This window comes from Flavobacterium sp. (genome assembly GCF_024305175.1).
Lineage (GTDB): Bacteria > Bacteroidota > Bacteroidia > Flavobacteriales > Flavobacteriaceae > Flavobacterium.
This window is the reverse complement of sequence record NZ_JAMWYY010000007.1, coordinates 38568-52494: the sequence shown is the minus strand read 5'-3', so window position 1 is coordinate 52494 and position 13927 is coordinate 38568. Positions and strand designations below refer to the sequence as shown.

The window sequence follows — 13927 nt, the reverse complement described above, 5'->3', positions numbered from 1 at the left end:
TTTATTCGGAATAAAGCCTGTTAAATACCTCATCAAGCATTTCTTTGGTTAAGGGCTTCGATTTAAAATCGGCAAGAATTCCTTGTGTCAGTGCCATTGCCCTGTCGTCCGGATTGTCAGATGTACTAAGCATAACCACAATCATGCTGTTTTGCAATTGCGGATTAAGTAGCTTATAATGCTCTATAAATTCCCACCCGTTCATTCCGGGCATATTAATGTCCAGAAAAATAAGATCGGGCAGTAACGAGTTAGTATCAGTAAGGTAGTCAAGAGCTTCACGCCCGGACTCCCTGATTATAATGTTATGTGCCGCATTATTTTTGCGGATTACCCTTTCGTGAAAGAAATTGTCAATCTTATTGTCATCAATAAGCATTATGCAATTAAGCTGTCTCATAACCCTTTAAATTCAATATGGTAAATGTAAAAACTGTACCTCCTCCTTCGCGTGGTTCGGCCCATATTTTGCCGCCATGCATTTCTGCAATTTTTTTGCAATGGGCAAGGCCTATGCCGTGGCCTTCAAACTCTTCGGCTTTATTAAGCCGCTGAAATATATGAAATATCTTTTCATTATACTGAGGGTCAATCCCAATCCCGTTATCAGCTATATAGAAGCTGTAAAAGCCTTTTTCTTCACTACATGATATTGTTACAAAAGGTGTTGTGCCGGGTGCAGTAAATTTTATAGCGTTGTTTATAAGGTTCTGGAAAAGCAGGCGCAATTCTGTTTCGTAACCATTAAGTATTGGCAACTTTCCTTCAACTTCTATTACTGCATTTTTTGAGGAGATAAGACTACTAAGATCAGAGAGTACATTTTCTACTAATACAGAGCAATCAATCAGTGTCATCTTTTTATTACGCCCAAGCTTACCAAATATAAGTAATGATTTCACCAGCGTGCTCATTCTTACAATGGCAGCATCCATAGCAGAAAGGTGTACTTTTATTTCATCATTTATCTGTTCAGGGTAATCTTCTTCAAGCAGTTGAATGTAATTAGCAACAGTGCGAAGCGGTTCCTGCAAGTCGTGCGAGGCTATATAATTAAATTGTTCCAGTTCCTGGTTTTTAAACTGCAGCTCTGTAACCTGCCGTTTAATTATATCTTCATATTTTTTCCTTTCAGTAACATCAATTACAGAGGTAAGGCACAAAACCTCTCTTTCTGTTTTTATAGGTATAAAAACCATTTCTACAGGAAATTCATTGCCATACTTATCAGCAGTTATAAGCATTTCATCATCTTCTGTGCCCTTAAAATGAACAGTAACCTGCCTCCTGAAGAAACTTGCTTTTCTTTCTTCATAATCGTTGTGCATTATTTTTGGCAGAAGCAGCTTTACCGACTGGCCTATTAACTCCCTCTTTTTATAACCATATAAAAGTTCAGTTTGATGATTGGCAAGTATAATCTTACCATCGGCATTAGAAATAACAAGGGCATAAGGTGCAGAGTCAACAGCAATTTTAAAGTTTTCCTGGGCCATGTCTTTTTCGGCCTGGGCATTGTTCAGCTTTTCAGAAGTTTCCCATATTATAAATAATCCTATAAAAATAAGTATAACAGTTTGTAAAGCTGCACTAAATTCATGACTAAACCAATGATACCTATGATCTAAAACATGCAAATAGCCAAGCAGTATTATAGATATGATAAGTTCGGCAAAAATTCGGCGTGCCATGATGTTGCCTATTTTTTTGCCTGTAAATACAGATGTTAAACCCATATTAGGATTTAACAGGGAGGCAGAAGCCGAAAAGATTATAAAGCCCACTGCCGCATATATAGACATAGGCACAAAAGAAAAAGAATATAACTCAGGAACGCTGATTAAATAACCTATAGTTACCACAAGAGCAATAAGGGTAACCGTATTAAAAGCATAAGCAGATGCCTTTCTTAATATTGTAAGGCGTGCCTGCCTTAAAATTACGGCAACTGAACACAGGCAAAAACATAATGCTGTTTGCGGTGCCATACCAAAATTTAATCTTTCAACAGCAGGATGACCTGACAATATACCCGGAGGCAATACTAAAGCATGAATACCAACTACTGCTGAGAATATAAATGATAATAATTTAAATTCTTTTTTTGCAGTTAATTGTAATAATAATGAAATACCCAGCAATAAAAAGCAAAAACCGGAATCAAGCGCCATCGGCAGGTCGCCTAAATTAACAGGTAAGCGGCTGATTGTTTTAAAAAAAAGTACATATATACCCAACAATATTACCATCACTGCTGATAATCGCGCCAGTTTGCAATAAGTTTCTTGGGTGTTATTCACTTAATAATTTTTTAATATGTGGTGTTTATAAAAATAGTGTTTTTTAACTATATAGCGAAATTTTTTTAACAGTTGTTGAGATGTGTCATGTTGTCATATTACTGTCACAATTAAAGGGTGTTTTTCCCATTGGCACAATGATTGACAATCTTAAAGCGAGATTTTAGAAAAACAAATTCAGAAAATAAAATTAATAAGCGAAATGAGTAAAATAATCGGAATTGACTTAGGAACAACCAATTCGTGCGTAGCCGTAATGGAAGGTGGTGAGCCGGTGGTTATTGCTAATGCTGAAGGGAAAAGAACGACACCATCGGTAATTGCTTTTGTAGAAGGCGGCGAAATTAAAGTAGGTGACCCTGCAAAGCGACAGGCGGTAACCAACCCAACTAAAACCATATCTTCTGTAAAACGCTTTATGGGTAACAAATACTCAGAGAGCACAAAAGAAGCACAAAATGTACCTTATAAGGTAGTAAAAGGAGATAATGACACGCCACGTGTAGATATAGACGGGCGTTTATATACGCCACAGGAACTTTCAGCAATGACACTTCAGAAAATGAAGAAAACCGCTGAAGATTACCTTGGGCAAACCGTTACAGAGGCTGTTATTACTGTACCGGCTTACTTTAACGATGCACAGCGCCAGGCTACCAAAGAGGCAGGAGAAATTGCAGGGCTTAAAGTAAGGAGGATTATAAACGAGCCTACTGCTGCGGCACTGGCTTATGGCCTTGACAAAGCAGGTAAAGACCAGAAGATAGCCGTGTATGACCTTGGTGGTGGTACTTTTGATATCTCTATACTGGAACTTGGCGACGGCGTTTTTGAAGTATTATCTACAAACGGTGATACCCACCTTGGGGGCGATGACTTTGACCAGGTAATTATAGACTGGCTTGCAAACGAGTTCAACTCTGAAGAGGGTGTAGACCTTCGTAAAGATGCCATGGCATTGCAACGTTTAAAAGAAGCTGCCGAAAAAGCTAAGATAGAGCTTTCATCTTCTACACAAACAGAAATTAACCTGCCATATATTACAGCTACCGCTTCGGGGCCTAAGCACCTTGTTAAGTCGCTTTCAAGGGCTAAGTTCGAGCAACTGTCAGATGACCTTGTAAGGCGTTCTATGCTGCCATGCGAAAAAGCGCTTAAAGATGCAGGTTTAAAAACATCAGATATTGATGAGGTAATACTTGTGGGTGGTTCTACACGTATCCCTAAAATACAGGAAGAAGTTGAAAAGTTCTTTGGTAAAAAACCGTCTAAAGGCGTAAACCCTGACGAGGTTGTTGCTATTGGCGCAGCTATACAGGGTGGTGTACTTACAGGAGATGTTAAAGATGTACTTTTGCTGGATGTTACTCCACTATCATTAGGTATAGAAACTATGGGCGGTGTAATGACAAAGCTTATAGAAGCCAATACTACAATACCAACAAAAAAATCTCAGGTGTTCTCTACAGCGGCAGATAACCAGCCAAGTGTAGAAATACATGTGTTACAGGGTGAAAGGCCAATGGCAACCGATAACAAGACTATCGGGCGTTTTCACCTTGACGGTATTCCGCCTGCACAAAGAGGAGTACCTCAAATCGAAGTAACTTTTGATATAGATGCCAACGGTATCATTAAGGTATCTGCTACAGATAAAGGTACAGGTAAATCACACGATATCCGTATAGAGGCTTCTTCAGGGTTAACCCAGGAAGAAATAGACAGGATGCGCCGTGAAGCCGAGGCAAATGCCGAAGCTGATAAAAAAGCAAAAGAAAAAGTGGATAAGCTAAACGAAGCTGACGGTATGATTTTCCAGACCGAGAAGCAGCTTAAAGACTATGGCGATAAACTTTCGGCAGGTAACAAGCAATCTTTAGAATCGGCATTAGAAGAGCTTAAAAAGCTTATGAAACAAAAGATATTGATACTGTACAACCGGCGCTTGATAAAATAAACGAAGCGTGGAAAAATGCTTCTGAAGAAATTTATAAAGCTCAGGCAGAAGGAGCCCAGGGTGGTGCCCAGCAGGGAGAGCCACAAGGCGGACAGCAAGAAGGCGGCGGCGATGATGAAGTTCAGGACGTTGACTTTGAAGAAGTAAAATAATTATTATAAGGTAAATAAAATGCCCGTTGTGAGAACAGCGGGCATTTGTTTTTTTATAAGGTTCAGTAAGCTTTATCTCCTGAATTTGCTTATAAGCCATATTATAAGTACTATAACGGCTATAACTATAATTATACCAACAGTCATACCCGCTTCAAAAATATCACCTGCCAGTTCGCAGCCTGTTAGTAATGATAGCAGTATAGCGAACATACCGAGTTTTATTATCCTGTTTTGCATAAACTTTTGTTTTAGGTTATACAATAAAGGTAGCGGTTGTAAAACCTTATTTAGTTAAAAATAAATTAATTATATCTTCTTTAAGAAGTAATGTTGGCAATGTGTAAAGTAATTGGCGTGTGGTAATTTTTAAGAGAATGTATTTTTCTTTACTTTTACAAACCAAACACAATTTAGTATTATGAGCCAGAAAATATTGCTTACTTCACGCGAAGTCAATATCATCCTACACCGTTTGGCCTGCCAGTTACTAGAAAATCACCTTGACTTTAAAGATACAATCCTTATTGGGCTTCAGCCGCGTGGGCGATTTCTTGCCGAAAGGATAAAAGAGATACTGGAACAGCATTACAGCGTGCAGGACATAAAGCTTGGCTTTTTGGATATAACCTTCTTCAGGGACGATTTTCGCCGTTCAGAAAAGCCGCTGGAAGCCAATAAAACGCAAATCGATTTTTTGGTAGAAGGCAAAAAAGTAGTCTTTATTGATGATGTATTATACACAGGGCGCAGCATAAGGGCAGCCCTTACCGCAATACAGTCGTTCGGGAGGCCATCCCAGATAGAACTGCTTGTGCTTATAGACCGCCGCTTTAGCCGCCACCTGCCCATTCAGCCCGATTACAGGGGCAGGCAGGTAGATGCCATAAATGATGAAAAAGTAAAGGTTTCGTGGAAGGAAAATGATGGCGAAGACAGTGTTTATTTAATTTAATGCTTACCGCAACACAACAACTACAATGAAAGAATTAAGCGTTAATCACCTGTTAGGCATAAAATATATAACCCCGCAGGATATTGATCTTATATTTGAAACTGCCGACCAGTTTAAAGAAGTAATTAACCGCCCTATTAAAAAGGTACCATCGCTAAGGGATATTACCATAGCCAATATATTTTTTGAAAACAGCACACGTACCAAACTTTCTTTTGAGCTGGCGCAAAAAAGGCTATCAGCCGATGTTATCAGCTTTTCGGCGGCACAATCATCCGTAAAAAAAGGAGAAACGCTTATAGATACGGTAAACAACATCCTGTCTATGAAGGTAGATATGGTTGTTATGCGCCATGAGCGTCCCGGTGCGGCTTACTTTTTATCGCAAAATGTAAAAGCAAGCATAGTAAATGCAGGCGATGGAGCACACGAGCATCCTACGCAGGCATTACTCGACTCTTATACCATCCGCGAGCGTTTAGGTGGGGTAGGTGGTAAAAAAGTGGTTATTGTGGGCGATATATTACATTCCCGCGTTGCGCTCTCTAATATTTTTGCATTGCAGATGCAGGGTGCCGAAGTAAAAGTATGCGGACCTAAAACACTTATCCCGAAATATATAGAATCATTAGGGGTTACCGTTGAGCCAAACCTGCGCAAAGCGTTAGAATGGTGCGATGTTGCCAATATGCTGAGGGTGCAGAACGAAAGGCTCGATGTAAATTATTTCCCTTCAACAAGGGAGTACAGCCAGCAATACGGAGTAGATAAAGCTTTGCTTGATTCATTAAATAAAGAAGTTATAATAATGCACCCCGGGCCTATAAACAGGGGAGTAGAAATAACCAGCGATGTGGCCGACTCGCAACAATCGGTAATATTAGACCAGGTAGAAAACGGTGTTGCCGTGCGCATGGCTGTAATTTACCTGCTGGCAAGTAAAATAAAATAACACAGTTATTAAAAACAGGTTAAAGGCTTTATCTTTATATACTATATTAGTAATTTAGTACTGATAACACTATAACAATGAAAGTAGAAGAAAAAGGGCATACCGTAGTAATAAAAGACACTAAAGCTGATTTAATAGCTTTTAACGGAAAAGTAAATTCTGAATATAAGAGCTTTAAGGATAAGAATATTATACTCGATCTTTCGGCTGACGGGAAACTTACACTACAGCAGGTATTGTCTTTTCTCGAGCTTTCTAACAAACACAGGCAGGCAAAAAAATCGTTTGTACTGGTTACCGGCGATTTTAACTATAACGATGCCCCCGAAGAAATGGTGGTTGTACCAACACTGCTTGAAGCGCATGATATTATACAGATGGAGGAGATAGAGCGCGATTTAGGGTTTTAATGAGCCTGCCAACAAACGGCAGGAGTAAAAGGAATACATGAAGTTAACCATATTAGGCTGTTATGCCGCTACACCACGGTCTATGACCAACCCTACATCGCAGGTGCTGGAAATAAGAAACCGGATGTTCCTTATAGATTGCGGTGAAGGCACGCAGGTGCAGCTACGCAAAAACAAGCTGCGATTTTCTAAAATCAACCATATTTTTATATCTCACCTGCACGGAGACCACTTTTACGGGCTGATAGGGTTAATTTCTACATTCTCGTTGCTTAACCGTAAAACCGATTTGCATGTATATGGCCCAAAAGGGGTTAAAGAAATAATACTGTTGCAGTTAAGGCTTTCTAATTCGTGGACAGGTTATAACCTTTACTTTCATGAATTGAACTCGGCGGAGCCGCAACTTGTTTTTGAAGATGATAAAGTAAAAGTGACAACGCTTCCGTTAAAGCACAGGGTTTATACCAACGGCTTTTTGTTTGAAGAAAAGCCCTTTGAGAGAAAGCTTAATGTAGCTGCTGCTGAAAAATATGGTATTGATGTTTGCTATTACCAGAAAATAAAAAACGGTGGAGATATTACGCTTGAAAACGGGAGGACTATACCCAATGCTGAACTGAGCTTTGACCCGCCCGCACCAAAAAGCTATGCTTTTTGTTCCGACACCATGTATAATGAAGATTTAGTGCCTTTAATGCAAAGCGTAGATGCATTGTACCATGAAAGTACTTTTTTAGAGTCAGAAAAGCATTTATGCGAGCCAACCATGCACAGTACTGCAAAACAGGCAGCAGCCATTGCCAAAGCGGCTAATGCAAAGCAGCTCATACTTGGGCATTTTTCTACCCGGTATGATGATATTGATAATTTTAAGCAGGAGGCTGCCACAGTTTTTGAAAATGTTGAGGTTGCCGATGACGGAAAAATTTTTGAAATATAAATTCAGCCTAAATCTGTAATTTTTATGAAAGACCTTAGTAACTACCGCAAATCGTATGAAAAGAGCGCACTTACAGAAGATGTAGTGCCGGATGACCCTATTGTATTGTTCAGGGACTGGTTTATACAGATGGAAGAATTTGGCGGGACCGCAGAGGTTAATGCCATGACAGTATCTACTATAGGGCTGGACGGTTTTCCAAAATCGAGGGTGGTGCTGCTAAAGCAGTTTACATATGAAGGGTTTATATTCTTTACGAACTACAATTCAGAAAAAGGGCGTGCAATAGCTGCCAATCCAAATGTCTGCCTGTCTTTTTTCTGGCATGAAATGGAGCGGCAGATAATCATAAAAGGGAAAGCAGAGAAAATAGCCGAAAACCTTTCTGACGGATATTTTGAAAGCCGCCCGTTAGGCAGCCGTCTTGGTGCCGCAGCTTCACCGCAAAGTGAGGTGGTACCGTCACGCGAGTATCTTGATGAAAAACTGCAACAGCTTGAAAAGGAATATCAGGGTAAAGAAGTACAAAGGCCACTACACTGGGGTGGTTATATTGTTAAGCCCGTAAGCATAGAATTCTGGCAGGGCAGGCCCAACCGCATGCACGACCGGATCCGCTTTACACTTACCGAAGACCTGAACTGGGTAAAGGAGAGGCTTGCCCCATAAACTTTAATATCAAATTAACAGCAAATAATGTTTTTTCAATTGGTTTTTTTATGATATTTAAGTTTTTGATTTATAATGCTTAAACCTGAATATAATGAAAAACCTGATATTGATACGCCACGCAAAATCCAGTTGGGATGCCCCCCTTATAGATAAAGACAGGCCGCTCTCTAAACGCGGCATTAATGATGCCCACCTGATGGCTGCAAATATTTATGAGCATTTACCTGATTCTTACATAGTATGGAGCAGCACCGCGCAAAGAGCTAAAAATACGGCTTATATATTTGCCGCTAATTTATCTATACCCTTAGAAACCATAGTGTTTAAAGACGACCTTTATACTTTTGATGAAAAGAGCCTGGAGCGCACCATTAAAAGCTGCGACAACCAATTTGATAACTTAATTCTTTTTGGTCATAACGATGCTATTACTAATTTTGTTAATACCTTTGGGAGCCATGTTGTAGAGAATGTTCCTACAGCAGGTTTTGTATCCCTTTCATTTGAAGAAGACAACTGGAAGGAAATAGGCAAAGGGAAAACAGAAAAGCTATTGTTTCCAAGAGACTTAAAGAAATATGATCCACCACTCACCGGTAAACCGATATATTGACAGAGAAAAAAGCTGGCTTGCTTTTAACGCCAGGGTACTACAGGAAGCTGCCGACGAAAATGTTCCACTTTTAGACAGGCTTCGTTTTTTAGGGATTTTTTCAAACAATTTAGATGAGTTTTTCAGGGTGCGCTATGCCGCCATACGCCGCCTGAGCCTGGAAGGTGAAACCGGCGAAAAAATACTCGGGGGCGTTACAGCCCAAAAGCTTCTTAAGGAAATTACAGAGGTTGTTATAGAACAGCAGTCTGAAAGCCTGCGCATACTTAGCGTTATAGAAAAAGAGCTTGAAAAAGAAAATATACATATCGTTAATGAAAAAGAAGTAACCAAAGAGCAGGGTATTTTTATAAAAGACTTTTTTATACAAAAAGTAAGCCCGGAGCTTGTTACTATTATACTTAATGACCTTGACGAATTTCCGTTATTAAGGGACTCATCGGGCTATCTTGCTGTAAAGCTGGTTATGAAACCGGGGTGGCAGGATAATGGCAAGGTAGAAGAGCAGGTGCGTTATGCCATTATAGAAATGCCCAAAAACATCAACCGTTTTGTGGTTTTGCCTGATGTTAACAATAATAAATATGTAATATTGCTGGATGATGTAATACGTTACAACCTGCATCACATATTTAATATATTTAAATATGAAACTATTTCGGCACACATGGTAAAAATTACCCGTGATGCCGAACTTGAAATAGATAGCGACCAGAGCAAGAGCCTTATGGAAAAAATATCCAAAGGGGTTCTTGAGAGAAAAGTGGGAGAGGTTGTACGTTTTGTTTACGACCAGTCTATTGAAGAAGATACACTTGCTTTTTTCCTGAAGCGTATGGGAATTGATTCAACCGACAGTATTATTCCCGGCGGCAGGTACCACAACCGCAGGGATTATATGGATTTTCCCACTATGGGCCGTGAAGATTTGTTATATAAGCAAAACGTACCCTTACCGGTTAACGGACTGAGCCTTGAGGGTAGCATACTGCAAAAAATAAAAAAGAAAGACTACCTGCTGTATGCACCTTATCAGTCATTTGCTTATGTAATTAAATTTTTAAGGGAGGCAGCTCTGGACCCGAAGGTTATATCCATAAAAATAACATTATACAGGCTTGCCAAAAACTCCCAGATTATCAGCTCGCTGATTAATGCTGCAAGAAACGGTAAAAAGGTTACGGTGCAGATAGAGCTTCAGGCACGTTTTGATGAGGCCAGCAACATTTCTTATGCAGAAATGATGCAGAGTGAAGGCATCAACCTGATATTTGGTGTAAAGGGCTTAAAAGTACACAGCAAGATATGTGTTATAGAAAGGGTAGAAGATAAAAAAGTAAAACGTTACGGTTTTATCTCTACCGGAAACTTTAATGAATCTACCGCGCGCATTTATACTGATGTTACCATGTTTACCAGCCATCAGCCGATAATGAAAGAAGTAAATAAAGTATTTGACTTTTTCGAGGTAAACTACCGTGTGCACCGTTACAAGCACCTGCTGGTATCGCCACAATATACGCGTAGTAAATTCAATAAGCTGATTGACAGGGAAATACTTAATGCAATAGCCGGTAAAGAAGCTTATATTAAGCTGAAAATGAACAGCCTTACCGACTTCAGGATGATAGATAAGCTGTATGAAGCAAGCCGTGAGGGAGTGCGTATCCAGCTTATAATAAGAGGAATATGCTGCCTCATTCCGGATATTGAAGGCATGAGCGAGAATATAGAGGCTATCAGTATAGTAGATAATTACCTGGAACATTCAAGGATATATATCTTTGCCAATGGCGGTAATCCTGATGTATTTATTTCTTCAGCTGATTTTATGACACGAAACCTGGATGCACGGGTAGAGGTTACCTGCCCGGTATATGATGATGAGATAAAGCAGGAGCTTATAGATACTTTTGAGATTGGCTGGAAAGGTAATGTAAAGGCAAGGCTGCATAGCGAGGAACTTGACAATAAATACCGCAAAAGGCATAATAATAAAATATTCAGGGCACAGCTGGAAACCTATATCTATTACAGGAACAAGCTTGAGGTTATTTACGAACAATTATAAGAAAGGCATAACTATACTTTTGTGCCTTACAGTGCAGGAATGATTAACATAAAAAAATATGCTGCCATAGATATTGGCTCTAATGCCATGAGGCTTTTAGTCGCGAATATTGTAGAGCAGGAGGGAAAAGAAACACAGTTTTCAAAAAGCTCTTTAGTACGTGTACCAATACGCCTTGGCCAGGATGCTTTTACCGTTGGAGAAATATCTGACGAAAACATAGAGCGCATGGTTGATGCCATGAAAGCCTACAAGCTGTTAATGAAAGTTCATAAAGTAGAGCGTTATATGGCTTGTGCTACTTCTGCTATGCGTGAGGCTTTTAACGGTAAAGAAATAACAGATTTAATTGAGCGGGAAGCTGACTTGAAAATTGAAATTATAGATGGTAAAAAAGAGGCTGCTATTATAGCCTCTACCGATTTGCATAGCTTTATAAAACCAGAGCATACTTACTTGTTTGTAGATGTTGGCGGTGGCAGTACAGAGTTTTCGTTATTTGCCAACGGCAAGATTGTAGCATCTAAATCGTTTAAAAACGGCACTGTAAGGCTGCTTAACAATATGGTTAATGATATTGTATGGCATGAAATAGAAAAATGGATTAAAACGGTTACAGAGCCTTTTGATAATGTAACCCTTATAGGTTCGGGTGGAAATATAAATAAACTCTTCAAGCTATCAGGTAAAAAGCAGGAATTACCGCTTTCTTACTTTTATATTAATTCGCAGTACCAGTTCCTGAACAGCCTAACTTATGAGCAGCGCATATCAGAACTTGGGCTAAATCCTGACCGTGCGGATGTTATAATATATGCAACACGCATATATCTCAATGCCATGAAGTGGAGCGGTGCACGCAACATTTACGTGCCTAAAATCGGCCTTTCAGACGGTATAGTTAAAGCTATGTATTACGGCAAGCTATAAGAACAACAAGAGCGGCATTGCCGCTCTTAAAATTTATTATTTATCCTTTACGTTCTTTATACTTAGCGAGTAGTCGTTTGTTAAACTCATCTTCCGCTTTTTTAAGCCTGAGTATTTTAACAGGGCCTATAATGGTTTTAAGGTCAGCTATAAGCTTTTGCCTTAACTTAAATAATTCTTCGTCTGCTGCCTCCAGCTGATTTAAATAAGAAAGCGCTTCTTTGTCGGTCATGGAGTCAAGCCCTCCTTCATCAAGTTTGCGAACCAGCCCCCTCATTTTCCTGTGGCGTAAATCAAACTCTTTTTCTTCAAACGCGTTATATACAGGCCAGAATTTAGCGGCCTCTTCGCTGGTAAGGTTTAATTCTGTGGTTAAAAAAGAAACCTTTAGCGCTTTAATACGTTCTCTTTTTTCCTTGCCGCCCTGTGCAAAAATACTTAAAGAAAAAAGTAATAATAGTGGTAGTAAATATTTAGTTTTCATAATGTTATTCATTTAAATAATATTCATAATTACCCTGTCCGGAAATATATTCTTCTATTGCATCATCGCTGATTACAACAGATTGTTCAAGGTCGTGTATATCATCTTCATCAAGGTTTTGGTACAGGTCATAATTACTGATGTTAGCCTGATATACCAGATAATTTTCTATAGCCAGGTTATCAGGCTGGGCTTCCCGTACTCCCAATTTAAAATATAAACCTGTACCAAAAGCAAGTAATAAAACGGCCGCTGCTGATGCATACCATGTGGTAAGCCTTCGGTATAGCGGTATGGTTTTAACTTCAGGTTCCGGTATCTGCTGCATTACCTTGTCCGTTAGCAATTCAAAGTAGCCATCGGGTACTTTAAAGCCTGTGCGGATTTTGGGTTCATTATCAAGTTTAAAATCATTCATGTCAGTAAGACTTACTTATTGTTCAAAAGTTTAATTATTAACTATATATTCTTCAATTTTTTTTACGGCATGATGATAAGATGCTTTTAAAGCACCAACTGATGTGCCCAGTATCTCCGAAATTTCTTCATATTTAAGGTCTTCAAAATATTTCATCTTAAAAACAAGCTGCTGTTTTTCCGGCAGTATGGCAATTGCCTGTTGCAGCTTTAACTGCAAAGCATCACCTTCAAAATAATCATCTGCTTTCAGGTTTAAAATTACTTTTTGCTGTGCTGCTTCGGTACTTAACCCCTGTTTTTTAGCACGCTGGCTTATAAAAGTAATTGCCTCGTTTGTCGCAATCCTGTACATCCAAGAAAAAAGCTTGCTTTCGCCCTTAAAATTTTCCAGGTTCCTGAAAATCTTTATAAAGGTATTCTGCAATACATCATCAGTGTCATCATGGTTTAGAACTATACTCCGGACATGGTTATACAACGGCCTGCCGTATTGCGCTACAAGCTGCTTAAAAGCTGTTTCCCTGGTTTTTGGGTTTAGCAGTTCTGCAATAAAAACTTTTTCGTCTTCCAAAATTATCAGGTATTCAGCTAATAAGACTAAAGTTACGGCAAAAGGTTTAATAGCTGCACATTTAGTATTTATTTAAAAACGTTTAACAGGGTTTTACCAGTCATTCAGTTGTGTAAAGGGTAACTTCGTAATACGTTAAACCTTAAAATCAATATGTTATGAAAAATCAGTCAATGATAGATGCATGCCTAAATTGTTTTGCAGCCTGTGAAGAATGTGCAACCGAGTGTATCAACATGGTTAATGAAGGGCACCTGAAATGTATAGCGCTTTGCAGGGATTGTGGTGATATATGCCTGCAGTGTGTTACTTTCGAAAAGAGGGATTCTGACTTCGCAAAGCAGGTAATGCAATTGTGTGCGGATATATGCAATGCCTGTGCCGATGAATGCGAAAAATTTGCAGACGAGCACGACCACTGCCGCGAATGTGCAGAAGCCTGCAGAAAGTGTGCAGAAGAATGTATGACATATTAACAGCAACTTAATAAGCGGATG

Annotated in this window: 15 protein-coding genes and 1 pseudogene; 10 read left to right on the top strand and 6 right to left on the bottom strand. The window is 39.3% G+C overall.

What is annotated here, in order from left to right; translation table 11 throughout:
* Position 1: 1 nt before the first annotated feature.
* Positions 2-400 carry a response regulator gene (locus Q0K96_RS03115; protein WP_297332549.1) on the bottom strand — a complete coding sequence of 133 codons (399 nt, stop codon included), beginning with the start codon at positions 398-400 and terminating at the stop codon, positions 2-4.
* Positions 387-2300, bottom strand: a complete 1914-nt coding sequence (locus Q0K96_RS03110; protein ID WP_297332548.1) for an ATP-binding protein — start codon at positions 2298-2300, stop codon at positions 387-389. Before Q0K96_RS03110 ends, Q0K96_RS03115 begins: the two co-directional genes overlap by 14 nt.
* A gap of 202 nt (positions 2301-2502) precedes the next feature.
* On the opposite strand from Q0K96_RS03110, the pseudogene dnaK reads away from it, so the two are divergent.
* Positions 2503-4409, top strand: a pseudogene (gene dnaK, locus Q0K96_RS03105) (molecular chaperone DnaK).
* Positions 4410-4481: 72 nt separating this feature from the next.
* Here dnaK and Q0K96_RS03100 read toward each other — a convergent pair.
* On the bottom strand, positions 4482-4649 hold the full coding sequence (locus Q0K96_RS03100; protein WP_297332547.1) for a hypothetical protein: 168 nt from the start codon (positions 4647-4649) through the stop codon (positions 4482-4484).
* A gap of 181 nt (positions 4650-4830) precedes the next feature.
* Between Q0K96_RS03100 and pyrR the strand changes: the two genes are divergently transcribed.
* The 8 genes from pyrR to Q0K96_RS03060 all read left to right on the top strand — a co-directional run bounded on the left by pyrR (position 4831) and on the right by Q0K96_RS03060 (position 11955).
* Positions 4831-5364 (top strand): bifunctional pyr operon transcriptional regulator/uracil phosphoribosyltransferase PyrR, encoded by a 534-nt coding sequence (gene pyrR, locus Q0K96_RS03095; protein WP_297332546.1) that lies wholly within the window; start codon positions 4831-4833, stop codon positions 5362-5364.
* 25 nt (positions 5365-5389) lie between these two features.
* Positions 5390-6316, top strand: coding sequence for an aspartate carbamoyltransferase catalytic subunit (locus Q0K96_RS03090; RefSeq protein ID WP_297332545.1), 927 nt, complete (start codon positions 5390-5392; stop codon positions 6314-6316).
* A gap of 77 nt (positions 6317-6393) precedes the next feature.
* Positions 6394-6726 carry a ribonuclease Z gene (locus Q0K96_RS03085; RefSeq protein WP_297332544.1) on the top strand — a complete coding sequence of 111 codons (333 nt, stop codon included), beginning with the start codon at positions 6394-6396 and terminating at the stop codon, positions 6724-6726.
* 37 nt (positions 6727-6763) lie between these two features.
* A complete protein-coding gene (locus Q0K96_RS03080; RefSeq protein ID WP_297332543.1) occupies positions 6764-7669 on the top strand; it encodes a ribonuclease Z in 906 nt (301 codons plus the stop codon).
* Between the two features lie 24 nt (positions 7670-7693).
* Positions 7694-8338 carry a pyridoxamine 5'-phosphate oxidase gene (gene pdxH, locus Q0K96_RS03075; RefSeq protein WP_297332542.1) on the top strand — a complete coding sequence of 215 codons (645 nt, stop codon included), beginning with the start codon at positions 7694-7696 and terminating at the stop codon, positions 8336-8338.
* Positions 8339-8432: 94 nt separating this feature from the next.
* Positions 8433-8954: a histidine phosphatase family protein gene (locus Q0K96_RS03070; RefSeq protein WP_297332541.1), complete on the top strand. Its 522-nt coding sequence runs from the start codon at positions 8433-8435 to the stop codon at positions 8952-8954.
* Positions 8920-11025, top strand: a complete 2106-nt coding sequence (gene ppk1, locus Q0K96_RS03065) for a polyphosphate kinase 1 (RefSeq protein ID WP_297332540.1) — start codon at positions 8920-8922, stop codon at positions 11023-11025. The genes Q0K96_RS03070 and ppk1 overlap by 35 nt, the downstream gene beginning before the upstream one ends.
* Positions 11026-11064: 39 nt before the next feature.
* Complete coding sequence (locus Q0K96_RS03060) at positions 11065-11955, top strand: rod shape-determining protein (RefSeq protein WP_297332539.1); 891 nt, start codon at positions 11065-11067, stop codon at positions 11953-11955.
* Positions 11956-11995: 40 nt separating this feature from the next.
* Here the strand turns inward: Q0K96_RS03060 and Q0K96_RS03055 are convergent, their stop codons facing one another.
* From Q0K96_RS03055 to Q0K96_RS03045, 3 genes are read right to left on the bottom strand one after another with little or no spacing between them, the layout of a single operon-like run.
* Complete coding sequence (locus tag Q0K96_RS03055; RefSeq protein WP_297332538.1) at positions 11996-12439, bottom strand: sensor of ECF-type sigma factor; 444 nt, start codon at positions 12437-12439, stop codon at positions 11996-11998.
* Positions 12440-12443: 4 nt separating this feature from the next.
* Positions 12444-12857: a hypothetical protein gene (locus Q0K96_RS03050; protein WP_297332537.1), complete on the bottom strand. Its 414-nt coding sequence runs from the start codon at positions 12855-12857 to the stop codon at positions 12444-12446.
* Positions 12858-12887: 30 nt separating this feature from the next.
* Entirely contained in the window at positions 12888-13430 is a 543-nt protein-coding gene (locus tag Q0K96_RS03045; protein ID WP_297332536.1) for an RNA polymerase sigma factor, read from the bottom strand.
* A gap of 158 nt (positions 13431-13588) precedes the next feature.
* On the opposite strand from Q0K96_RS03045, the gene Q0K96_RS03040 reads away from it, so the two are divergent.
* Complete coding sequence (locus Q0K96_RS03040) at positions 13589-13906, top strand: four-helix bundle copper-binding protein (RefSeq protein ID WP_297332535.1); 318 nt, start codon at positions 13589-13591, stop codon at positions 13904-13906.
* Positions 13907-13927 lie beyond the last annotated feature (21 nt).